Origin of the sequence: Streptococcus infantis (assembly GCF_000960085.1) — a bacterium.
Lineage (GTDB): Bacteria > Bacillota > Bacilli > Lactobacillales > Streptococcaceae > Streptococcus > Streptococcus infantis_C.
On the sequence record NZ_JYGT01000009.1, the window covers coordinates 79,438 to 103,289 of the forward strand.

The window sequence follows — 23,852 nt, forward strand, 5'->3', positions numbered from 1 at the left end:
AATGAAAGGTAAACATGCAAGTCAAACCCTCAAACGTTTGGCAAAAGATTTAGCAAGTCACCCCATCCTTCTTTTCCTAGCTTTCTTGGGAACCATTGCTCAAGTGGCCCTATCAATCTATCTTCCAATCTTGATAGGACAGGTGATTGACCAAGTCCTAGTCGATGGTTCATCCCAGTTATTCTGGCAGATTTTTCTCCAGATGATATTGGTGGTCATAGGAAATACACTGGTACAATGGGCTAATCCCCTCCTCTATAATCGACTGATTTTCTCATACACCAAAGATTTACGGGAGAAAATCATTGAAAAACTCCATCGTCTTCCGATTGCCCTTGTAGATAGACAAGGTAGTGGGGAAATGGTCAGCCGAGTGACGACAGATATTGAACAGTTGGCAGCAGGATTGAACATGATTTTCAATCAATTTTTCATCGGAGTTCTGATGATTTTGGTCAGCATCCTTGCCATGCTTCAGATTCATCTTTTGATGACTCTCTTGGTTCTGCTCTTAACACCTCTGTCTATGGTCATTTCACGCTTTATTGCAAAGAGATCCTACCATCTCTTTCAAAAACAAACGGAGACTAGGGGGATTCAGACTCAGTTGATTGAGGAGTCGCTTACCCAGCAGACCATCATCCAATCCTTCAATGCTCAGGAAGAATTTATCCAAAAACTCCATGAGGCAAACGATACTTATGCAGGATATTCTCAGTCAGCTATTTTTTATTCATCAACGGTTAATCCTTCGACTCGATTTGTCAATGCCCTCATCTATGCGCTACTAGCTGGTGTAGGGGCCTTCCGTATCATGGCGGGTTCCACTTTGACAGTTGGACGTTTAGTGACTTTTTTGAACTATGTGCAGCAGTACACTAAGCCGTTTAATGATATTTCATCAGTCTTAGCTGAGTTGCAAAGTGCTCTAGCTTGTGCTGAACGTGTTTATGCAGTTTTAGAAAGTCCGGAGGTTACAGAAACGGGTCAGGAAGTCTTGACTAGCGATCAAGTCAAGGGAGCTATTTCCTTCAAGCATGTCTCCTTTGGCTACAATCCTGAAAAAATCTTAATCAAGGACTTGTCTATTGACATTCCAGCTGGTAGTAAGGTTGCCATCGTTGGGCCAACGGGTGCCGGGAAATCTACACTTATCAATCTTCTCATGCGTTTTTACCCGATTAATTCAGGAGATATTTTGCTAGATGGTCGTTCGATTTATGACTATACTCGAGCTTCTCTTCGACAGCAGTTTGGGATGGTGCTCCAAGAAACTTGGCTCAAGCAGGGAACCATTCATGACAATATTGCCTTTGGCAATCCTGATGCTAGTCGAGAGCAGGTTATTGCAGCAGCTAAGGCAGCAAATGCGGACTTCTTTATTCAGCAGTTGCCACAGGGTTATGATACCAAGCTTGAAAATGCAGGTGAATCCTTGTCTGTCGGTCAGGCTCAGCTCTTAACCATTGCTCGTGTCTTTCTAGCCATTCCTAAGATTCTTATCTTAGATGAAGCAACCTCATCTATCGATACCCGTACCGAGGTTCTGGTTCAGGATGCCTTTGCCAAACTCATGAAAGGACGGACAAGCTTTATCATCGCCCACCGTTTGTCAACCATTCAGGATGCTGATTTGATTCTTGTCTTGGTGGATGGAGATATTGTCGAACATGGTAGCCATCAGGAACTCATGGCGAGAAAAGGTAAATACTATCAAATGCAAGAAGCGGCAGCCTTTAGTCCAGAGTAAATCGTAAAACGTTTTTAGTCCAATAAACAACAAGAAAAGTTGCCTTCGGGTGACTTTTTTGTTACAATAGCTAGAAAAATTATCCAGTATGAATTCCTATTTAGAAAAGGAGCCTATCGATGAAAGTCTTTCAGCACGTAAATATCGTGACTTGTGACCAAGATTTCCACGTTTATCTGGATGGGATTTTAGCTGTTAAAGAATCCCAAATCGTTTATGTCGGTCAGGAAAATCCAGAGATTCTCAATCAAGCAGATCAAATCATAGACTATCAGGGTACTTGGATTATGCCTGGTTTGGTTAACTGCCATACTCACTCTGCCATGACAGGCTTGAGGGGGATTCGTGATGATAGCAATCTCCACGAATGGCTAGAAGACTATATCTGGCCAGCTGAGGCAGAATTCACATCAGTGATGACTACAAAAGCCGTCAAAGAGGCTCTAACAGAGATGCTCCAGTCAGGAACGACAACTTTCAATGATATGTACAATCCGAATGGAGTAGAGATAGAGAAGATTTATGAAGCAGTCAAGGCATCCAAGATGCGTTGCTATTTTTCTCCAACCCTCTTTTCTTCAGAAGCTGAGACGACTGATGAGACTATAGCCAGAACTCGTGCTGTCATCGAGACAATTAAAAGTTACCAGGATCCCAATTTCAAGGTGATGGTGGCTCCTCATTCGCCCTACAGTTGTAGTCGAGAATTGCTGGAAGCTAGCTTAGAACTAGCAAAAGAAGAAGATATTCCGCTTCATATCCACGTTGCAGAAACACAGGAAGAGTCAGGCATTATCCTGAAGCGTTATGGCAAACGTCCAATAGCCTTTCTAGATGAACTTGGGTATTTAGATCATCAGGCTGTCTTTGCCCATGGTGTGGAGTTGAATGAAGCAGAAATTACCCACTTGGCAGATTCACAAGTCGCCATCGCCCACAATCCTATCAGCAACCTCAAACTAGCTTCAGGTATTGCACCAGTCGTCCAACTTCAACAAGCTGGAGTGCCAGTCGGTATCGCAACGGACTCAGTTGCTTCTAATAACAACCTTGATATGTTTGAGGAAGGTCGTACGGCAGCACTTTTACAGAAAATGAAGAGTGGTGATGCCAGCCAATTTCCTATTGAAACTGCCCTCAAGGCACTGACGATTGAAGGAGCTAAGGTGTTGGGAATGGAAGATGAGATTGGTAGCCTAGAAGTCGGCAAGCAAGCAGATTTTCTCGTCATCCAACCGCAAGGAAAAATCCATCTTCAACCACAAGAAAATATGCTGTCTCACCTCGTTTATGCCGTCAAATCTAGTGATGTTGACGACGTCTATATCGCGGGTGAGCCAGTCGTAAAAGACGGACAAGTCTTGACAGTTAACTTGTAAAAATAAGTATAAATTTACCAAATCTCATAGGAAATTTCTTGTGAGGTTTTTAAAATTTTGCTAGAAACAAGGCGACTAGACTCCTTGCAGGAATCTATTGATAATAACTTAGAAAAACACCGATTAGATAAATAAAAAAAATTATGGTATAATAAAACAATACAATTAAAGGAGTAAGTATGGACATTTCAGAAATTCGTCAAAAAATTGATGCAAATCGTGAAAAATTAGCTTCTTTCAGGGGGTCTCTTTGACCTCGAAGGTTTAGAGGAAGAGATTGCCATTTTGGAAAACAAAATGACAGAACCTGATTTTTGGAACGATAATATTGCGGCCCAAAAAACGTCGCAAGAATTAAACGAACTCAAAAATACCTATAATACCTTCCACAAGATGGATGAGCTACAGGATGAAGTTGAGATTTTACTGGACTTTTTAGCAGAGGATGAATCCGTTAAGGATGAGCTGGTTGAGAAACTCTCTGAGTTAGACCAGATGATGACCAGCTACGAAATGACCCTTCTCTTGTCTGAGCCCTACGATCACAACAATGCTATCCTTGAAATCCATCCGGGTTCAGGGGGAACAGAGGCTCAAGACTGGGGCGATATGCTCCTTCGTATGTATACTCGCTATGGAAATGCCAAAGGCTTCAAGGTTGAGGTCTTAGACTACCAAGCAGGTGATGAGGCAGGAATCAAGTCAGTAACCTTGTCATTTGAAGGACCAAATGCTTATGGTCTTCTCAAGTCAGAGATGGGAGTTCACCGTTTGGTCCGAATCTCACCATTTGACTCTGCTAAACGTCGCCACACCTCATTTACTTCTGTAGAAGTCATGCCAGAATTGGATGATACCATCGAAGTTGAAATCCGTGAGGATGACATCAAGATGGATACCTTCCGTTCAGGAGGAGCAGGTGGACAAAACGTCAACAAGGTTTCAACAGGTGTCCGCTTGACTCACATTCCGACAGGTATCGTCGTAGCATCAACTGTTGACCGTACTCAGTATGGGAACCGTGACCGTGCTATGAAGATGCTTCAGGCAAAACTCTACCAGATGGAGCAGGAAAAGAAAGCTGCTGAGGTAGACTCGCTCAAGGGTGAGAAAAAGGAAATTACATGGGGAAGCCAAATCCGCTCCTATGTATTTACGCCTTATACAATGGTAAAAGACCATCGTACAAACTTTGAAGTAGCGCAGGTCGATAAGGTTATGGATGGAGACTTAGATGGTTTCATCGATGCTTATCTGAAATGGCGTATTAGTTAAAAGAAAGGAAGTCACATGTCAATCATTGAAATGAGAGATGTTGTCAAAAAATACGACAACGGGACAACAGCCCTACGTGGCATCACTGTAAATATCGATGCAGGAGAATTCGCCTACATCGTAGGACCTTCAGGTGCTGGTAAATCAACTTTTATCCGTGCCTTGTATCGTGAGGTCAAAATCGACAAAGGAAGCTTGCAAGTCGCAGGTTATAACTTGGTTAAGATTAAAAAGAAAGATATTCCGTTCTTGCGTAGAAATGTCGGAGTAGTCTTTCAGGATTACAAACTTTTGCCAAAGAAAACCGTTTATGAGAACATTGCATACGCAATGGAGGTTGTCGGTGAAAGCCGTCGTAACATCAAAAAACGTGTTATGGAAGTCTTGGACCTTGTCGGTTTGAAGCACAAGGTTCGTTCATTCCCAAATGAGCTTTCAGGTGGTGAGCAACAACGTATCGCCATTGCGCGTGCCATCGTAAACAATCCTAAAGTATTGATTGCTGACGAACCAACAGGTAACTTGGACCCAGATAACTCATGGGAAATCATGAACCTCTTGGAACGTATCAATCTTCAAGGGACAACTGTTTTGATGGCGACCCACAACAGCCAAATCGTAAATACCTTACGCCACCGCGTTATTGCCATCGAAAATGGTCGCGTGGTACGTGATGAAGCGAAAGGAGAGTACGGATACGATGATTAGTAGATTTTTCCGCCATCTGTTCGAAGCTTTAAAGAGTTTAAAGCGTAATGGATGGATGACCATTGCTGCTATCAGTTCAGTAATGATTACCTTGACCTTGGTTGCTATCTTTGCTTCAGTTATTTTCAATACTGCAAAATTGGCAACTGATATCGAAAACAACGTCCGTGTCATGGTTTATGTTCGTAAAGACGTTGAAGACAACAGTGAAACCATTGTAAAAGAAGGCCAGACAGTCACGAACAATGACTACCACAAGGTCTATAATGCCCTCAAAGCCTTGCCAGCTGTTAAAAATGTAACCTTCTCAAGTAAAGAAGAACAGTACCAAAAGCTGACTGAAACCATGGGTGACGAGTGGAAGGTGTTTGAAGGAGATGCAAACCCTCTTCATGATGCCTACATCGTAGATACCAATTCACCAAGTGATGTAAAACCAGTAGCTGAAGAAGCTAAGAAAATCGAAGGTGTCTCTGAAGTTCAAGACGGTGGTGCCAACACTGAACGTCTCTTCAAGTTGGCTTCCTTCATCCGTGTTTGGGGATTAGTCATCGCAGGACTCTTGATCTTCATCGCAGTCTTCTTGATTTCAAATACCATCCGTATCACTATCATTTCACGTAGTCGTGAGATCCAAATCATGCGTTTGGTTGGTGCGAAAAACGGCTATATCCGTGGTCCATTCTTGCTAGAAGGTGCCTTTATCGGATTGTTGGGAGCAGCTCTTCCATCAGTTTTGGTTTACTTTATCTATAACCGAGTATTCCAATCTGTCAACCCATCCTTGGTTGGACAAAACCTATCTTTGATTACACCAGATATCTTTATTCCAGTGATGATTGGACTCTTGTTCCTCATCGGAATCTGTATCGGTTCACTTGGTTCAGGAATCTCAATGCGTCGATTCTTGAAAATCTAAGTCAAAGAACTTGATAAAACACATAAAAAAGTGGGACGTCATCAAGACTTCACAGTTCTTGATGCCCCGCTTTTTCTTTCGGTCTTGGGGCTCAGTCGCTTGCCAATTTTGGGTAAAGAGTGTATGATAGGAAAGGACCTTTTTTACTAATATGAATAATGAATGAGGAAAAGATGAAACAATTTTTGGAAAAAGTGAGTATACTCTCCCTATCGTTAGTATTAATCACATCATTTTCAATTTCGAGTGCCCTGCCAGCCATGTTTGACTATTATCAGGGCTACTCAAAAGGCCAGGTCGAACTCTTGGTCAGCCTTCCATCCTTTGGAATTATGGCTATGCTTTTATTGAACGGAGTTCTCGAGCGTATTTTCCCTGAACGCCTCCAGTTGACCTTGGGACTTTTGATCTTGTCAATCAGCGGGATCGCTCCCTTCTGGTATCAGGACTATTACTTTGTCTTTGCTACACGTCTTCTCTTCGGGATTGGAGTGGGGATGCTGAACGCCAAGGCCATCTCTATCATCAGTGAACGTTACCACGGTAAGACTCGTATCCAGATGCTCGGTTTTCGTGGCTCAGCTGAGGTAGTAGGAGCCTCTATCTTGACGCTGGCAGTTGGGCAACTATTAGCCTTTGGTTGGACCGCAACCTTCCTAGCCTATGCAGCAGGCCTAGTGGTTCTCGTACTCTTCCTTCTCTTTGTCCCTTATGGAAAAGGAGAAGCTTATGAGTCCAAGCAAAAGACAGAAGAAGTAGCCAAACTAACTCGCTCTATGCTACAGCTGATTTTCTTCCTTGCCATTGTAGCTGCTGTCATCGTGTGTACAAATACTGCTATTACTTTCCGTATTCCTAGTCTCATGATTGAGGCAGGTTTTGGAGATGCTCAGTTGTCTAGTCTGGTACTTAGTGCCATGCAGTTAATCGGTATTCTAGCGGGTATCAGCTTTTCTTACCTCATCTCTGCCTTCAAGGAAAAACTTCTATTGGTCGCAGGTGTTACCTTTGGGATTGGGCAAATTATCATTGCCTTAGCACCATCACTCTGGGTGGTTGTTGCAGGTTCGATTCTTGGAGGCTTTGCCTACAGCATTGCTCTAACGACAGTCTTTCAGTTGATTTCTGAGAGAATCCCAGCAAAACTCCTCAACAAAGCGACTTCCTATGCGGTTTTGGGATGCTCTTCTGGTGCATCTTTAACACCATTTGTGCTATCAGGGATTGGCTTCATAACTACGGATGGTCGAATGACCTTTATCATACTAGGGACGTGGATGATTGCTACATCTGTGCTTGTTTCCTTTTTATTGAAAAAAGAAGCATAACAAAGAAAAACTCAAGGATGAATCCTTGAGTTTTTTTGTATATCAGCCAACCATTTGCCAAAAGTAATCAATGATATAGGTCAAGCCATAGGTATAAACAACCAGGGTAAAAGGCTTGGTCAGGATGATAATGGTCATATAGCGTTTGAAGCTCATCTTGGTCAAAGCAGCCAACATACAGAGAAAGTCCGCAGGACTGACAGGCCAAATCATCATAAAGATAAAAAATCGATCAAAGCGATTGCCCTCATCCAGCCAACCGATATACTTGTCATAGGTGCGCTTGCTGACCATGGACTGGACAAAGGGTGCTCCGTAGAGACGTACCAGGTAAAAGATAATGGCGCAACCAATGACAATACCGATATAGTTGTAAATCGTCCCGATGATGTGACCGTAGATAAAGACTCCAGCGACTGAGGTCAGAGCACCTGGAATGATGGGAACAACCGTCTGTAAAATCTGCAAAAAGATAAAGAGTGGAGGCCCCCAGATACCGGCCTGTTGGATAAAGGCAGATAGGGTTTCCTTAGAGTGCAAGATACCGGCTTGATAGGCCCAGATACAGAATATTAAAGTACCAACTCCACCGACGATGGAGGAAATATGAATGGCTTGCTGTAGAAGGGGAGAAACAGCTTTCATTTCTTTATCGTGTGACATGGAAACTCCTCTTGTGTAGTATGATTCTACTATATCATATTTTAGGGAGAAAGACTACATGGTTTTTCTGAGGGAAGTAGGATCAGCAAGGCGTTTTCTGACCGGAATATGATATAATGATAGGAAGAATTCAATAATTAAGGAAAGTAAAAATGGCAAGTAAAGAAAATGCAGAGCGCAAGGAACTTCACCGTAAAATTTGGGCGATTGCCGATGACGTTCGTGGGGCTGTAGACGGTTGGGATTTCAAGCAATACATATTGGGAATCCTTTTCTATCGCTTCATTTCCGAACATATGGCTAATTATTTTGATCACGCTGAGCATGAGGCTGGAGATTTAGAATTTCGTTATGCTGATTTGAGCGACCAAGAAGCTGAGCGAGATTTCAAACCAGGGACAGTTGAGGATAAGGGATTCTTTATTCTTCCAAGTCAATTGTTTGAGAATGTCGTCAAGAATGCTTCACAAAATGAAAATTTAAACGAAGATTTAGCCAATATTTTCCAAGATATTGAAAAATCAGCGATTGGATTCAAATCAGAAGATGATATCAAAGGCTTATTTGACAACTTGGATACACGAAGCAACATCCTTGGTGGTACTGTTCCAGAAAAAAATAAACGTCTTTCTGATATCCTCAATGGTATCAATAGCATTAACTTTGGTAACTTTGAGGAAAATGATATCGATGCCTTCGGAGATGCCTATGAGTTCTTGATTTCCAACTATGCGAGCAATGCTGGTAAAAGTGGTGGTGAATTTTTCACACCTCAGACAGTGTCTAAATTATTGGCTCGTTTGGTAATGGTTGGTAAGGACAAAATTAACAAGGTTTACGACCCAACATGTGGTTCGGGTTCGCTCTTGCTTCAGATGAAAAAACAATACGAAGACCATATCTTGGAGGATGGTTTCTTTGGTCAAGAAATCAATATGACCAACTATAACTTGGCTCGTATGAATATGTTCTTGCACAATATCAACTACAATAACTTTGATATCAAACGAGGAGACACCCTTTTAAATCCTCAACATTTGGATGAAAAACCGTTTGATGCTATTGTTTCTAACCCTCCTTACTCTGTCAAATGGGTGGGAGATGGAGACCCAACTCTCATAAACGATGATCGTTTTGCGCCAGCTGGTAAATTAGCTCCTAAGTCAAAAGCTGACTTTGCTTTTATCATGCATAGTCTCAACCACTTGTCTAACAGAGGACGAGCAGCCATTGTTTGTTTCCCAGGTATTTTCTATCGTGGTGGTGCTGAAAAGACTATTCGTCAGTATCTAGTAGATAACAACTTTGTTGAAGCAGTGATTGCTCTGCCTGATAATCTTTTCTTTGGAACCTCTATCGCAACCACGATTTTAGTGTTGGCGAAGAATAAACTAGAAAATAAAACACTTTTTATCGATGCGAGCAAGGAGTTCAAAAAAGAGACCAATAACAATGTCTTGACGGATGACAATATCGACCATATCGTTGAATTATTCACTAATTATCAAAGTGTAGACTATAAAGCAGCTCTCGTTGATAATGAAGTGATTGGTTCAGAGCAGGATTACAATCTTTCTGTCTCAACCTATGTCGAACAAGAAGACACACGTGAGAAGATTGATATTGATGTTCTCAACAAAGAAATTGCTGAGACCGTTGCTACGATTGACCACTTACGTTCAGAGATAGACAAGATTGTAGAGGAGCTAGGAGGTAGATGATGAATATCCTAGAAGAAATTCAAAACTGTCCCGTTGAGTGGAAAGAGTTGGGGGAAGTGACTGATACTGTTACAAGTCCAGTAAAATTAACTAAAAAGGAGTATCAAGTATCAGGGAAAATACCAATTGTTGATCAAGGGGAACAATTCATTGCAGGTTTTTCAGATTATGGAAAATATCTGAAAAAGGATGAATATATTATTTTTGGGGATCACTCAGAGCATGTAAAATATATAGATTTCGCTTTTGTTCAAGGAGCTGATGGTTTAAAAATTTTGAAACCTAAGAGTGGCATAAAAGCAAAATATATATACTATTGCTTTTGTAATTTTTATAAGAAAGAAGGAAGTTATAAAAGACATTGGAGTAAAGCAAGAACTACTCTTATACCAATTCCTCAAAGTGAAGAAATTCAAGAAAAAATCGTGCAAACACTTGACAAAATGACTGAGTATGTTACAGAATTGACCTCAGAATTGACCTCAGAATTGACCTCACGTAAAAAGCAATATTCTTTTTATCGAGATAAACTTTTATCATTTGAGGATGAGGTTTATCAGGTTGAGTGGAAGACAATCCTAGATGTTTCTAAAAAGGTAACGTCTGGAGGGACACCAGATAGATCAAATAGTTTATATTATGGAGGTTCAATTCCTTGGCTTAGAACTCAAGAGGTAGATTTTCGAGAGATTTATGGTACAGAATTAAGTATAACAGAAGAAGGTCTAGCGAATTCATCAGCTAAATGGATTGAAAAAAATGCGGTTATAGTGGCTATGTATGGAGCAACTGCTGCGAAAGTAGGTATTGCCAAGATTCCATTAACAACAAATCAAGCATGTTGTAACATTGAGGTAGATGAAGATATAGCAAATTATCGTTATGTTTACCACTGGTTGACTTATAATTACGAAGCATTAAAATCAATGGGACAAGGATCGCAATCTAATATTAATGCGGGGGTGATAAAATCATTCAAAATCCCAGTCCCTTCCCTCGAAATCCAATCTCGCATTATTCAAGTTTTAGACAACTTTGATACGGTTTGTAACGACTTAAATATTGGACTACCAAAAGAGATTGAACTACGTCAAAAGCAGTACGAATATTTTCGAGAAAAACTCTTGACATTCCTCGCTGAAGGCGAGTACACTGAGAGTAGAGTAGAGGAGTGGGACAACTCCGCTCTTATCAAACTTTTACAGTGGGTATTTGGTCCAATTCGGGTGGAACTAGGTAGTGTGTTTGAAGTTATTGCAGGAGGTGATATTCCAAAGAATGGAATCTCTGCTATCGAAACAGAAGAATATCGTTATCCTATCTTATCTAATGGAATTAACGAAAAATCATTATATGGTTGGACAAATCAAGCTAGAATCAAGAACCCTAGCCTAACGGTTTCAGCGAGAGGCACAATCGGATGGACAAGTTATCGTGAAAAACCTTTCTTCCCTATAGTGAGATTGCTTGTGTTGACTCCAAAAATTAACCTCAATTTAAAATATGCTTATTATTTTATGAAATCTATCGAGAATAACTATGAAATTCCGCAAAGTGGGATTCCACAGTTAACGAAACCTATGATCCAGAGTAAAATAATTACACTACCACCTCTAGAAGAACAATCTAGTATAGTCTCCATTCTTGATAATTTCAATACCTTAACAGACTCTCTTTCTAAGGGTCTTCCAAAGGAAATTGAACTAAGACAGAAACAGTACGAATACTGGAGAGAACAATTATTAAATTTTACTAGATAAAGTCTTTAATCATATTGAAATAGAATCTCAATTAAAACAAAAAAGGAAGCATGCTATGGTTGATTATTCAAAAATACATGAAGTAATTGCGGAAACAAATGAAGGGATTCTCTTGGCTGAGTATCAACCAGAGTATCGTACAGATAGGGAATATCAGTCAGAAGCTGATTTGGAAAATCAATTGATTTCTGATTTGGTGAATCATCTCAACTATGAACGCTTAAATATTCATACACCTGAAGAGCTCTTAGCAAATGCCAAGGTGCAAATAGAAAAACTCAATAAGGTGACTTTTACGAATGCTGAGTGGGATCGCTTTGTAGTAGAGTATCTGGATTGTCCCAATGAAGGGTTAGTTGAAAAAACTCGAAAAATCCAAGAGAATTATATCTATGATTTTGTCTTTGATGATGGACGAATTAAAAATATTTCCATCCTTGATAAGAAAAATATTCATAACAACAGCATGCAGGTCATCAACCAAGTGACCCAAGTAGGTAGCCATACTAATCGTTATGATGTTACCATATTGGTAAATGGCCTTCCTTTAGTTCAGATTGAATTGAAAAGACGTGGTGTTAGTCTTAAAGAAGCTTTTGAACAAATCCATAGATATAGCAAGGAAAGCTTCAATAGCGAAAATTCTTTATACAAATATATTCAAATTTTTGTGATTTCTAATGGAACCTATACACGCTACTTCGCAAATACGACAGCTCAAAATAAAAATCATTATGAATTCACCTGTGAATGGGCAGACCGTAAAAATAAAACCATTCATGATTTAGAAGACTTTACCGTTACATTCCTAAGTAAACGAGTCCTCTTGGAAGTATTGACCAAGTATTGTGTCTTTGATGCTGATAATACCTTACTCATCATGCGCCCTTATCAGATAGCAGCAACGGAGAGTATTTTACGAAAGATTCATTCTACAAATGAAATGAAGAATTTCGGTACAATCAATGCTTGTGGCTATATCTGGCATACGACAGGTTCAGGGAAAACTTTGACCAGCTTTAAGACCGCTCGTTTAGCAACAGAGTTGGACTATATTGACAAAGTGATTTTTGTGGTGGATAGAAAAGACCTTGACTATCAAACCATGAAGGAATATCAAAAATTCCAACCAAATTCAGTCAATGGTAGTAATAATACAAAAGAACTCCAACGTAGTATTGAAGAAAATGATGGTAAAATCGTTGTCACAACCATTCAAAAATTAAATAAGTTTATAGCAGCAAATCCAAATCATGAAATCTATAGTAAGAAATGTATCTTGATTTTTGACGAGTGCCATCGCTCCCAGTTTGGGAAGGCGCAAAAGCGTATCAAAAAAGCTTTTAAACAGTATGCTTTATTTGGATTTACAGGGACTCCGATTTTCCCAGAAAATAGCTTAACGGGAGAAACAACCCAAGAAGTTTTTGGAGAACAACTTCATAACTACGTTATCACAGATGCTATTCGAGATAAAAAAGTGTTGAAGTTCAAAGTCGACTATAACTATATCAAGCCTGAAATCAATAAGTATAGAGAAGCAGAAAAGGCAGTCGGTCGAGAGCTTGGTGAGAAGAAACTCAAAAAGATGGAGAAGGAGCTCCTTTTACATCCTGAACGGATTGCAACCATCACAGAATACCTGTTGAGAGTCTATAACGACAAGACGCACCGAAATCAACACTATACTCATAAACAAAAACAACTGTCTGGTTTTAATGCCATGCTGGCTGTACAAAGTATTGAAGCTGCGAAATTATACTATGAAGAACTTCAGCGACAACAAGCAGCATTACCAGAAGCTAAGCGTTTGAAGGTCGCGACTATCTTTAGCTTTGCGCCTAACGAAGAACAGTCAGCTTATGGAGAGATTCAAGATGAAGAGCTAGACCCTCAAGATACAGCCATGCCTCTTTCATCTAAAGAGTTTCTGGCTAAGGCAATCTACGACTATAATCAAATGTTCAAGACCAACTTTTCGACTGATGGGAAAGAGTTTCAAAATTACTATCGTGACCTTTCTAAACGAGTTAAGTCCAAGGAAGTGGATTTGCTGATTGTAGTGGGTATGTTTTTGACAGGATTTGATGCTCCAACCATGAATACTCTTTTTGTCGATAAAAATCTACGTTATCATGGTTTGATTCAGGCGTTTTCTAGAACCAATCGTATTTTTAACAAAGTTAAACCATTTGGGAATATCGTATGTTTCCGTGATTTAGAAAAAGCTACTCAAGAAGCTATAAAAACCTTTGGGGATACCAATAAGCTTGAAATTATCTTAGAAAAAAGTTTTAGCGAATACATGGACGGTTTCGTGGATCAGGTAACGGGTATCAAGGTTAAAGGTTATACAGAAGTTTGTCAGGAAATTCTGGAAAGATTCCCGAACCCACAAGAAATAGAAACAGAACGTGATAAAAAAGAGTTTGTTAAGTTATTTGGTGAGTTTCTGAAGCTTGATAACGTTCTTCGAAATTATGATGAATTTCAGGAAATCGACAAGCCTATCTCGGAAGGTTATCTCCAAGATTTAAGAAGTTCTTACGTGGAAATTCGAGATGAATTCTTAAACCTTAAAAACTATGAAAGAACAAAAGATTTAGGTGTTGACCTTTCAGATATTGAATTTGAGATTGAACTCTTAAAAACAGATGAGATAAATCTTGACTATATTCTCGCATTAATTGTCGAAAAATCGAAGAATTCTGAGTCTAAGGAAGCAATGAAAGCAGAAGTTAGTCGAGTCATTCGCTCAAGTATTGATATTCGTGCTAAGGAAGAGTTGGTGATTGGCTTTATCAATGATACTGATTTAGCGAGTCTGAAAGACCATGATGAGATTATCAATGCATTCTATGCTTATGGTAAAGAACGTAAAGCAGTCGCTATTCGGGAATTAGCAGAGTCTGAAAAGCTTGTAAAAGATTATCAATTATTCATTGATCGATCTATTCAACGTGGTTATGCTGAGAATAGTGGAGCTGATTTGGATTCGATTATTCCACCGACTTCTCGTAGACACGGAGCTCGTGAACGTAAGAAACAAGAAGTTTTACATCAGATTCAAACATTAGTAGAGATTTATTCAGGAATTTAGCGAAGTGGACATTAGATTCATCAAAAAATCGATTCGCTTATTTTGCTTATTTTATAGAAATAACTTTGTTTCCGTATTTCCTGGGAACTAGTAGAAAGTTAGGAGAAATATGGAAAACAACAACCAACGTGCCCTTTGTCAGCAACTCTGGGCGGAAAATAAATACCTTGTTTTGAGCCATTCCAGCAATATTTACAAGGACATTCGTCAGTATCTCAAGCAAGAAGTGGTGGAGCTGAGTCAGGTTCAAGAGATGATTGACCGTGCCTGCCAGATTCCAGAGCACAGGGGTCAGGTTTGCAACGCTTTTCAGCATATTTGGGGCTATTTTAAAAAGCAAGCCAGCCTTGATGAGCGTAAAGACTATATGCTCTTGCTGGATCACTATCGCTTTGGTCAGGCTACCAAAGAAGATCTGATTGCTAGGACTCGAGACTTGCTTAAGCGTTACCCAAATGCTTATCTGCAACATTCGACCTTGCTGAAAGGAGACTCCCATGAGACTTTGGCATGAGGCTTTGATTTCACAACTTCCCCGTCCTCAGCTCTTGGGGCAACATCGAGAGTGCTGCGCCCTTCGTGGCAATGGCTGGGGCAGAAAGCATGCGACGGTTGACTATGTCTTTACCCACTCGCCTTATCGTCTCTATGCCTATCATCGCTTGATCATGGAGGAGATGACTGACCGTGGCTACAATGTCAGTCCAGAGTGGCTGGACAAGAACTACCGTGGCAAGACCCGCCCTCCTTATGAAAACTTAGCTGAGGAGAAGTTGAAAAGTCCCATCTATAGCGAGCATGACGCTGCCTACTATGAGGAGTGTCTGGCAAATCTTCGAGACAAGGGGATTGAGCTATAGTCTTTTCTAATAGCAAGCCATAGTCAACTATCTGTTTACTCAAGTTTGACTATGAACAGGACTATCTTGGAATACTGTTAACCATTGTCTACAAAAGGATTTGGAGAATCTTCTCCAAATCCTTTTTTGTGCTTCAAAAAGTGGTATAGTTTCAAACTATATCAAAGCCTAATTTTTTACAATTATACAGATGATTTCTTTTCTGTTAAGATAGTTTCAACAACAATTTTTGGAGGACAAAACATGTCAACTACAATTATCGGTTTCCCTCGTTTGGGTGAATTCCGCGAATTAAAATTTACAACTGAAAAATACTTTAGAAAAGAAATCTCAGAAGAAGAACTCTTGGCTGCGGCTAAAGAATTGCGTGCAAAACACTGGAACATCGTCAAAGAAAAAGGCATCACTGAAATCCCATCAAATGACTTTTCTCACTACGACAACTTCCTTGATGCTGCCTTCCTTTTCAACGTAGTTCCTGCATCAGTACAAAACTTAGAATTATCTGATCTTGAACGTTACTTTGCTTTGGGACGTGGTTACCAAGGAGAAAAAGGGGATGTTCGTGCCCTTCCGATGAAGAAATGGTTCAACACTAACTACCACTACATCGTTCCTAAATTTGAAAAAGACACTCAAGTAAAATTGGCTGGTCACAAGATTTTCGATGAGTTCCAAGAAGCAAAAGAATTGGGTCTCAACACTCGTCCTGTCCTTGTCGGTCCATTCACTTTCCTTCAATTGTCAGACTTTGAAGAAGGTGTGAAAGCAGAAGACTTCGTAGATAGCTTAGTAGCTGCTTACCAAGATGTTTTTGCTAAATTGGCTGAACTTGGTGCAACTCGTATCCAACTCGACGAAGCTGCTCTTGTCAAAGATTTGACAGAAGAAGAAAAAGCCCTATTCTTGAACATCTACAACAAACTCTTGGCTGACAAGAAAGGTCTTGAAGTCTTGCTTCAAACATACTTCGGTGACGTTCGTGACGTTTACGCTGACCTTGTGAAATTGCCAGTAGATGCGATCGGTCTTGACTTTGTCGAAGGTAAGAAAACTCTTGAACTCGTTAAAGGTGGCTTCCCAGCTGACAAGACTCTTTATGCAGGTATTGTCAATGGTAAGAACATCTGGCGCAACAACTACGAAAAGAGCTTGGCTATTCTTGAGCAAATCCCAGCTGAAAACATCGTTTTGACTAGCTCATGCTCACTTCTTCATGTGCCATTTACAACTGCTAACGAAGAATTTGAACCAGCTATCTTGAACCACTTTGCATTTGCAGTTGAAAAATTGGATGAAATCCGTGACTTGGATGCTATCCGCAACGGTCAAGGTGCAGAAGCTCTTGCAGCAAACAAAGAACTCTTTGCAACTGAACGTGTTGGTGAAAATGCGGAACTTCGTGCACGTATCGCTGGATTGACTGACGCAGACTACACTCGTTTGCCAGCCTTTGCAGAACGTGAAGCGATCCAAGAAGAAGCATTCAAACTTCCAGCTCTTCCAACAACAACAATCGGTTCATTCCCTCAAACTAAGGAAGTTCGTGCTAAACGTTTGGCCTTCCGTAAGGGTGAATTGTCACAAGAAGAATACGATGCCTTCCTTGCTGAAACTATCGACGAATGGATCAAATGGCAAGAAGAAGTGGGATTTGACGTGCTTGTACACGGTGAATTCGAGCGTAATGACATGGTTGAGTACTTCGGTCAAAACTTGTCTGGTTACCTCTTCTCTAAGAACGGTTGGGTACAATCATACGGTATGCGTGGGGTTAAACCACCAATCATCTGGGGTGATGTCACTCGTCTCAACCCAATCACTGTTAAATGGTCTAGCTACGCACAAAGCCGTACGGACAAACCTGTTAAAGGTATGTTGACTGGACCTGTTACTATACTTAACTGGTCATTCCCACGTGAAGACATCTCTATCAAGGATTCTACTCTTCAAATCGCTCTTGCAATCAAGGATGAAGTTCTTGACCTTGAAGCTGCAGGCGTGAAAATCATCCAAATCGACGAGGCTGCTCTTCGTGAAAAATTGCCACTCCGTCGTAGCGACTGGTACGAAGACTACCTTGACTGGGCTATTCCAGCCTTCCGTTTGGTCCACTCAACTGTAGCACCAGACACACAAATCCACACTCACATGTGTTACTCAGAATTTACAGATATCATCCCAGCTATCGACAACATGGATGCAGACGTTATCTCATTTGAAGCTAGCCGTTCAAACCTTGAAATCTTGGACGAACTCAAAGCGAAAAACTTCCAAACAGAAGTTGGACCTGGGGTTTACGATATCCACTCACCTCGTGTGCCTAACGAAGGCGAAATCGACCACACCATCGAAGCTATCCTTGCTAAAGTACCAAGCAAGAAAGTTTGGATCAACCCTGACTGTGGTTTGAAAACACGTGGTATTCCAGAAACGAAAGAAAGCTTGATCCGCCTTGTAGAAGCTGCCAAAGCTGCGCGTGAGAAATTGTAAGAAAAGACAGTTCTCTCTACACGGTTGATCAGTAAGAAATCAACTAGAAAAAGGTTATTACATATGTCGCGTCAAACACCGTCACTCTCATTTGAAGTTTTCCCTCCCAACCCATCAGTAGGCAATGACAAAATTATTGCAGCTCTGAAAGACATGCAGGGCTTGGCACCACACTTCATCAGTGTAACTGCCAGCAATAATAAATTTAATATCAAAGAGACGACGGTTCGTTTGGCTGACTATATCCAAAATGACTTGGAGATTCCGACCATTGCTCACTTGCCAGCTATTTATCTAACTAAGGATAAGGTAGCTGAGACTATTGCAGATTTGGATAAGGTTGGAGTTCAGAAAATCTTGGCTTTGCGTGGTGATATCATTCCTGGTGTTGAGCCGCAAAAGGATTTTCGTTACGCCACAGACTTGATTGAGTTTATCAATGAACAGGCACCGCATTTTGATGTAATTGGAGCTTGTTATCCAGAGGGACATCCTGATTCGCCAAACCAAATCTCAGATATTCAAAATCTCAAGAAAAAAGTGGATGCAGGCTGTTCAAGCCTTGTCACTCAGCTTTTCTTTGACAATGAGCGTTTCTACGACTTCCAAGACAAATGTACCTTGGCTGGGATTGATGTTCCTATTCATGCCGGTATCATGCCAATCCTCAATCGTAACCAAGCGCTTCGTCTCTTGAAGACTTGTGAGAATATCCATCTCCCACGTAAGTTTAAGGCTATCTTGGACAAGTATGAGAATGACCCTGAGTCACTCAGAGCAGCAGGACTTGCCTATGCCGTAGACCAAATCGTGGACTTGGTAACGCAAGACGTAGCAGGCGTGCATCTCTACACCATGAACAACGCAGACACTGCTCAGTACATCCACCAAGCAACTCATGCCTTGTTCAATCACCAACCTTAAAATAATTAAAAGCAAACCATTCTTCTTTTCATAGCAGAATGGTTCCTTTTTTATAGAAAAGACCGTACTTTTTAAGAAAAATATGATAAAATAGACTCTGTACGTACTTGATACAAAGATGAGGGTATAAACGATATTTAAGCAGTCTTAATCTTATTTCAAAGAGATGTAAGTTAAAGAATCAGATCTAAAATAATTTCGGAGTTGAACACGGGCTAAATCCCTAGTGAAAAAGATAGATTTCCTGGTGTGCATCGCACACTGCATCAATCTCCTATTTTCATACGGGATTCTTAACGCCCTTTGTATCCTGATTTTTGTAGGCAAGGCGTATAATTTTATCAATCCAAAGGGGATTACAATGACAAAACAAGTGTTTCAAACGACTTTTGCGGGTCGTGAGTTGATCGTAGAGACTGGTCAGGTTGCTAAGCAAGCAAATGGCTCTGTTGTGGTGCGTTACGGTGAGTCAACTGTCTTGACTGCTGCCGTCATGTCTAAGAAGATGGCAACTGGGGATTTCTTCCCGCTTCAAGTCAACTACGAAGAAAAAATGTATGCGGCTGGGAAATTTCCTGGTGGCTTTATGAAACGTGAAGGACGTCCTTCAACAGATGCGACTTTGACAGCGCGTTTGATTGACCGTCCCATCCGTCCAATGTTTGCAGAAGGTTTCCGTAATGAAGTGCAAGTCATCAACACAGTCCTTTCTTACGATGAAAATGCATCTGCTCCAATGGCAGCTATGTTTGGGTCATCATTGGCACTTTCTATCTCAGATATTCCATTTGACGGACCTATCGCTGGGGTACAAGTAGGTTATGTTGATGGGGAAATCATCATTAACCCAACGCAAGAACAAGCAGAGCGCTCTCTTCTTGAATTGACAGTAGCTGGTACCAAGCATGCTATCAACATGGTAGAGTCTGGTGCCAAAGAATTGTCAGAAGAAATCATGTTGGAAGCTCTTCTTAAAGGACACGAAGCTGTCAAAGAATTGATTGCCTTCCAAGAAGAAATCGTTGCGGCAGTCGGTAAAGAAAAAGCAGAAGTAGAATTGCTTCATGTGGATGCTGAATTGCAAGCTGAAATCATTGCAGCCTACAACAGCGATCTTCAAAAAGCGGTTCAAGTAGAAGAAAAATTGGCGCGTGAAGCTGCAACTCAAGCAGTCAAAGACCAAGTTACAGCAGTTTACGAAGAAAAATATGTAGACCACGAAGAATTTGACCGTATCATGCGTGATGTGGCTGAAATCTTGGAACAAATGGAACACGCAGAAGTGCGCCGTTTGATCACAGAAGACAAGGTTCGTCCTGACGGCCGTAAGGTCGATGAAATCCGTCCTTTGGATGCACAAGTGGACTACCTTCCTCGTGTACACGGTTCAGGTCTCTTCACTCGTGGACAAACTCAGGCTCTTTCTATCTTGACTTTGGCACCAATGGGTGAAACGCAAATCATCGATGGTTTGGATCCAGAGTACAAGAAACGCTTTATGCACCACTATAACTTCCCACAATACTCTGTAGGAGAAACAGGTCGTTATGGTGCGCCAGGTCGTCGTGAAATCGGTCACGGTGCTCTTGGTGAGCGTGCCCTTGCTCAAGTCTTACCAAGCTTAGAAGAATTTCCATATGCCATCCGTTTGGTAGCTGAGGTCTTGGAATCAAACGGTTCTTCATCTCAAGCATCTATCTGTGCGGGAACACTTGCCCTTATGGCTGGTGGTGTGCCAATCAAGGCCCCAGTAGCAGGGATTGCTATGGGTCTGATCTCAGATGGAAACAACTACACAGTATTGACAGATATCCAAGGTCTGGAAGACCACTTTGGAGACATGGACTTCAAGGTTGCGGGTACTCGTGACGGGATTACAGCCCTTCAAATGGATATCAAGATCCAAGGGATCACTGCAGAAATCTTGACTGAAGCTCTTGCCCAAGCCAAGAAAGCTCGTTTTGAAATCCTTGACGTGATTGAAGCAACGATTCCAGAAGTACGTCCAGAATTGGCTCCAACTGCACCGAAAATTGATACTATTAAGATTGATGTGGACAAGATTAAGATTGTCATCGGTAAGGGTGGAGAAACCATCGATAAGATCATCGCTGAAACAGGCGTTAAGATTGACATCGACGAAGAAGGTAACGTATCTATCTACTCTAGCGACCAAGATGCCATCAACCGTGCTAAAGAAATCATTGCTGGTTTGGTTCGTGAAGCAAAAGTGGACGAAGTATACCATGCCAAAGTTGTGCGTATCGAGAAATTTGGTGCCTTTGTCAACCTCTTTGACAAGACTGATGCCCTCGTTCACATCTCTGAAATGGCTTGGACTCGTACTAATAATGTAGAAGATTTAGTTCAAATTGGTGATTTTGTAGATGTAAAGGTTATTAAGATCGATGAAAAAGGTCGTGTAGATGCTTCTATGAAGGCACTCTTGCCACGTCCGCCAAAACCTGAACGTTCAGAAGAAAAAGGGGATAAAGGTCATCGTCATGGCGATCGTCCTCGTCACCACCACAAGGACCACAAACCTAAGAAAGAAACTACAGAAACACCAAAAGACTCAGAATAAGAAAGGAGAAATGTATGGGATGGTGGCGTGAAACCATTGATATCGTAAAAGAAAATGATCCAGCGGCTCGCACCACTTTGGAGGTTCTTTTGACCTATCCTGGTGTGAAAGCCTTGGCTGCTCACCGTCTCTCTCATTTTCTCTGGAAACATGGCTTTAAGCTTTTAGCTCGTATGCACAGCCAGTTTTGGCGTTTTTGGACTCAGATTGAGATTCACCCTGGAGCTCAAATCGAATCAGGTGTCTTCATTGACCATGGAGCAGGACTTGTGATTGGGGAGACAGCTATCGTTGAAAAAGGTGTTCTCCTTTATCATGGGGTAACCCTTGGTGGGACAGGTAAGGATAGTGGCAAACGCCATCCGACTGTTCGTAAAGGAGCGCTCATTTCTGCTCATGCCCAAGTCATCGGACCTGTAGAGATTGGTGAAAATGCCAAGGTCGGTGCTGCAGCGGTCGTTGTGGCAGATGTTCCTAGCGATGTGACGGTTGTCGGTATTCCTGCCAAGATTGTTCGTGTTCACGGGCAAAAGGATGAACCAACCATTCACGAAGTCGAAGAAAAACGTGAATACTACGTCAATAAACTTGAGCATGCTAGAGAAGCCAGTCACAGGTCGTCTGGTTTGTAAGCTTATTGTAAGACACAGAAAGGAGTCAGTGAGTGATTAAAATCTATGACACCATGTCTCGTGATTTGCGAGAATTTGTCCCAATCGAGGACGGCAAGGTCAAGATGTATGTCTGTGGGCCAACAGTTTATAACTATATCCACGTGGGGAATGCCCGCTCAACGGTAGCTTTTGATACGATTCGTCGCTATTTTGAATATCGTGGCTATGAGGTTGCCTATATTTCTAACTTCACAGATGTGGATGATAAGATTATCAACCGTGCCAAGGAAGAAGGCATCACACCTCAAGAAGTAGCGGACAAGTACATCGCGGCTTTTCGTGAAGATGTGACGGCTCTTGGAGTGAAGCCTGCAACTCGCCATCCACGTGTTGTAGAGTTTATGGCTGATATCATCCGCTTTGTAGAAGACTTGATTGAAAAGGGTTATGCCTATGAGAGTCAAGGGGATGTCTATTTCCGTGTGGAAAAATCTCACAACTATGCTAAGTTAGCCAATAAAACCCTAGAAGACTTGGAGTTAGGTGCTTCAGGTCGGACAGACGAAGAAACAGTTCGCAAGGAAAATCCGGTAGATTTTGCTCTTTGGAAAGCTGCCAAACCAGGTGAGATTTCTTGGGACAGCCCTTGGGGGCCTGGTCGTCCAGGCTGGCATATCGAATGTTCGGTTATGTCAACGGAGATTTTGGGTGATACTATCGATATTCACGGTGGTGGAGCTGACCTTGAGTTCCCACACCACACCAACGAAATTGCCCAGTCGGAAGCCAAGACAGGTAAGACCTTTGCTAACTACTGGATGCACAATGGCTTTGTCAACATTGACAATGTCAAGATGTCTAAGTCCTTGGGTAACTTTATTACGGTACACGATGCCCTCAAAACTATCGACGGTCAAGTATTGCGTTTCTTCTTTGCGACTCAGCATTACCGCAAACCTATCAACTTTACGGAAAAAGCAGTGGGCGATGCTGAGACTAATCTCAAGTATCTGAAGAACACTTATGAGCAACCATTTACTGGAACTGTAGATGCTCAAGAGTTACAGGCATTTAAAGATAAGTTTGTTGCTGCTATGGATGAGGATTTCAATACAGCTAATGGAATCACAGTTGTTTTTGAGATGGCCAAATGGATCAACTCAGGTAACTATGATGCAACTGTGAAGGAAGCTTTTGCAGCTATGTTAGAAGTCTTTGGAGTGGTCTTTATTGAGGAAGTTTTGGATGAAGAGATTGAAGCCTTAATTCAAAAACGCCAAGAAGCGCGTGCCAATCGTGACTTTGCGACAGCAGACCAAATCCGTGACCAACTAGCTGCTCAAGGGATTAAACTACTTGATACCAAGGATGGAGTGAGGTGGACACGTGACTGATGTCAATCTCATTAACGGGATTGCTCTAGCCTTTGAAGGAGATGCGGTTTATTCAATGTATATTCGCCGTCATCTCATTCTTAAAGGCATGACCAAGCCCAATAAACTCCATCAAGAGGCCACTAAGTATGTATCAGCCAAGGTTCAAGCACGCTTGATTTCTCTCATGTTGGAGGAGCAAGTCCTAACGGAAAAAGAAGAAGAAATCTATAAACGTGGTCGCAATACCAATAGTCACACCAAGGCAAAGAATGCAGATGTAGTGACCTACCGTATGTCTACAGGTTTTGAAGCGGTCATGGGCTATCTTCATATGACTGAAAATGTAGAGCGCCTTGAAACCTTGATTTCTTGGTGTATTCAAAAAGTGGAGGGCTAGG

The 23,852-nt window shown here is 41.4% G+C and carries 18 protein-coding genes; 17 read left to right on the forward strand and 1 reads right to left on the reverse strand.

All coding sequences use genetic code 11. The annotated features are described in order from the left end of the window. The first annotated feature begins 1 nt into the window (after window position 1). The 6 genes from TZ94_RS06745 to TZ94_RS06770 all read left to right on the forward strand — a co-directional run bounded on the left by TZ94_RS06745 (window position 2) and on the right by TZ94_RS06770 (window position 7,359). Complete coding sequence (locus TZ94_RS06745) at window positions 2-1,750, forward strand: ABC transporter ATP-binding protein (RefSeq protein ID WP_045615350.1); 1,749 nt, start codon at window positions 2-4, stop codon at window positions 1,748-1,750. 119 nt (window positions 1,751-1,869) lie between these two features. After that, the gene (locus tag TZ94_RS06750) at window positions 1,870-3,129 is read left to right on the forward strand and encodes a TRZ/ATZ family protein (RefSeq protein ID WP_045615352.1); all 1,260 of its coding nucleotides are present in this window, start codon (window positions 1,870-1,872) and stop codon (window positions 3,127-3,129) included. Window positions 3,130-3,308: 179 nt separating this feature from the next. After that, window positions 3,309-4,404, forward strand: a protein-coding gene (gene prfB, locus TZ94_RS06755) for a peptide chain release factor 2 (RefSeq protein WP_142321362.1) whose coding sequence is annotated in 2 segments (ribosomal slippage) — window positions 3,309-3,380 and window positions 3,382-4,404 — 1,095 coding nt in all. Because the reading frame shifts where the segments join, the coding sequence is not laid out codon by codon here. Between the two features lie 15 nt (window positions 4,405-4,419). After that, window positions 4,420-5,112 carry a cell division ATP-binding protein FtsE gene (gene ftsE / locus TZ94_RS06760; protein ID WP_004251332.1) on the forward strand — a complete coding sequence of 231 codons (693 nt, stop codon included), beginning with the start codon at window positions 4,420-4,422 and terminating at the stop codon, window positions 5,110-5,112. Further along, window positions 5,105-6,031 carry a permease-like cell division protein FtsX gene (gene ftsX / locus TZ94_RS06765; RefSeq protein WP_045615357.1) on the forward strand — a complete coding sequence of 309 codons (927 nt, stop codon included), beginning with the start codon at window positions 5,105-5,107 and terminating at the stop codon, window positions 6,029-6,031. The genes ftsE and ftsX overlap by 8 nt, the downstream gene beginning before the upstream one ends. 173 nt (window positions 6,032-6,204) lie before the next feature. Further along, complete coding sequence (locus tag TZ94_RS06770; protein WP_045615569.1) at window positions 6,205-7,359, forward strand: MFS transporter; 1,155 nt, start codon at window positions 6,205-6,207, stop codon at window positions 7,357-7,359. A gap of 42 nt (window positions 7,360-7,401) precedes the next feature. Here the strand turns inward: TZ94_RS06770 and TZ94_RS06775 are convergent, their stop codons facing one another. Beyond that, window positions 7,402-8,022, reverse strand: a complete 621-nt coding sequence (locus tag TZ94_RS06775; RefSeq protein WP_045615359.1) for a TVP38/TMEM64 family protein — start codon at window positions 8,020-8,022, stop codon at window positions 7,402-7,404. Between the two features lie 152 nt (window positions 8,023-8,174). Between TZ94_RS06775 and TZ94_RS06780 the strand changes: the two genes are divergently transcribed. The 11 genes from TZ94_RS06780 to TZ94_RS06830 all read left to right on the forward strand — a co-directional run bounded on the left by TZ94_RS06780 (window position 8,175) and on the right by TZ94_RS06830 (window position 23,851). Continuing rightward, the gene (locus tag TZ94_RS06780) at window positions 8,175-9,743 is read left to right on the forward strand and encodes a type I restriction-modification system subunit M (protein WP_045615360.1); all 1,569 of its coding nucleotides are present in this window, start codon (window positions 8,175-8,177) and stop codon (window positions 9,741-9,743) included. Next, window positions 9,743-11,503 (forward strand): restriction endonuclease subunit S, encoded by a 1,761-nt coding sequence (locus TZ94_RS06785; protein WP_080929479.1) that lies wholly within the window; start codon window positions 9,743-9,745, stop codon window positions 11,501-11,503. Before TZ94_RS06780 ends, TZ94_RS06785 begins: the two co-directional genes overlap by 1 nt. Before the next feature lie 55 nt (window positions 11,504-11,558). Then, complete coding sequence (locus TZ94_RS06790; RefSeq protein ID WP_045615362.1) at window positions 11,559-14,603, forward strand: type I restriction endonuclease subunit R; 3,045 nt, start codon at window positions 11,559-11,561, stop codon at window positions 14,601-14,603. Window positions 14,604-14,712: 109 nt separating this feature from the next. After that, complete coding sequence (locus TZ94_RS06795) at window positions 14,713-15,117, forward strand: YbgA family protein (RefSeq protein ID WP_045615364.1); 405 nt, start codon at window positions 14,713-14,715, stop codon at window positions 15,115-15,117. Next, window positions 15,101-15,463 (forward strand): TIGR02328 family protein, encoded by a 363-nt coding sequence (locus TZ94_RS06800; protein ID WP_045615366.1) that lies wholly within the window; start codon window positions 15,101-15,103, stop codon window positions 15,461-15,463. Before TZ94_RS06795 ends, TZ94_RS06800 begins: the two co-directional genes overlap by 17 nt. Before the next feature lie 243 nt (window positions 15,464-15,706). Further along, entirely contained in the window at window positions 15,707-17,956 is a 2,250-nt protein-coding gene (gene metE / locus TZ94_RS06805) for a 5-methyltetrahydropteroyltriglutamate--homocysteine S-methyltransferase (protein ID WP_045615368.1), read from the forward strand. Between the two features lie 63 nt (window positions 17,957-18,019). After that, window positions 18,020-18,880 carry a methylenetetrahydrofolate reductase [NAD(P)H] gene (gene metF, locus TZ94_RS06810; RefSeq protein ID WP_045615369.1) on the forward strand — a complete coding sequence of 287 codons (861 nt, stop codon included), beginning with the start codon at window positions 18,020-18,022 and terminating at the stop codon, window positions 18,878-18,880. A 361-nt stretch (window positions 18,881-19,241) separates the two neighbouring features. After that, on the forward strand, window positions 19,242-21,464 hold the full coding sequence (gene pnp, locus TZ94_RS06815; protein WP_045615370.1) for a polyribonucleotide nucleotidyltransferase: 2,223 nt from the start codon (window positions 19,242-19,244) through the stop codon (window positions 21,462-21,464). A 14-nt stretch (window positions 21,465-21,478) separates the two neighbouring features. After that, a complete protein-coding gene (cysE, locus tag TZ94_RS06820) occupies window positions 21,479-22,096 on the forward strand; it encodes a serine O-acetyltransferase (protein ID WP_004251281.1) in 618 nt (205 codons plus the stop codon). Between the two features lie 32 nt (window positions 22,097-22,128). After that, window positions 22,129-23,472 (forward strand): cysteine--tRNA ligase, encoded by a 1,344-nt coding sequence (gene cysS, locus TZ94_RS06825; RefSeq protein WP_045615371.1) that lies wholly within the window; start codon window positions 22,129-22,131, stop codon window positions 23,470-23,472. Then, on the forward strand, window positions 23,465-23,851 hold the full coding sequence (locus TZ94_RS06830; RefSeq protein ID WP_045615372.1) for a Mini-ribonuclease 3: 387 nt from the start codon (window positions 23,465-23,467) through the stop codon (window positions 23,849-23,851). The genes cysS and TZ94_RS06830 overlap by 8 nt, the downstream gene beginning before the upstream one ends. Window position 23,852 lies beyond the last annotated feature (1 nt).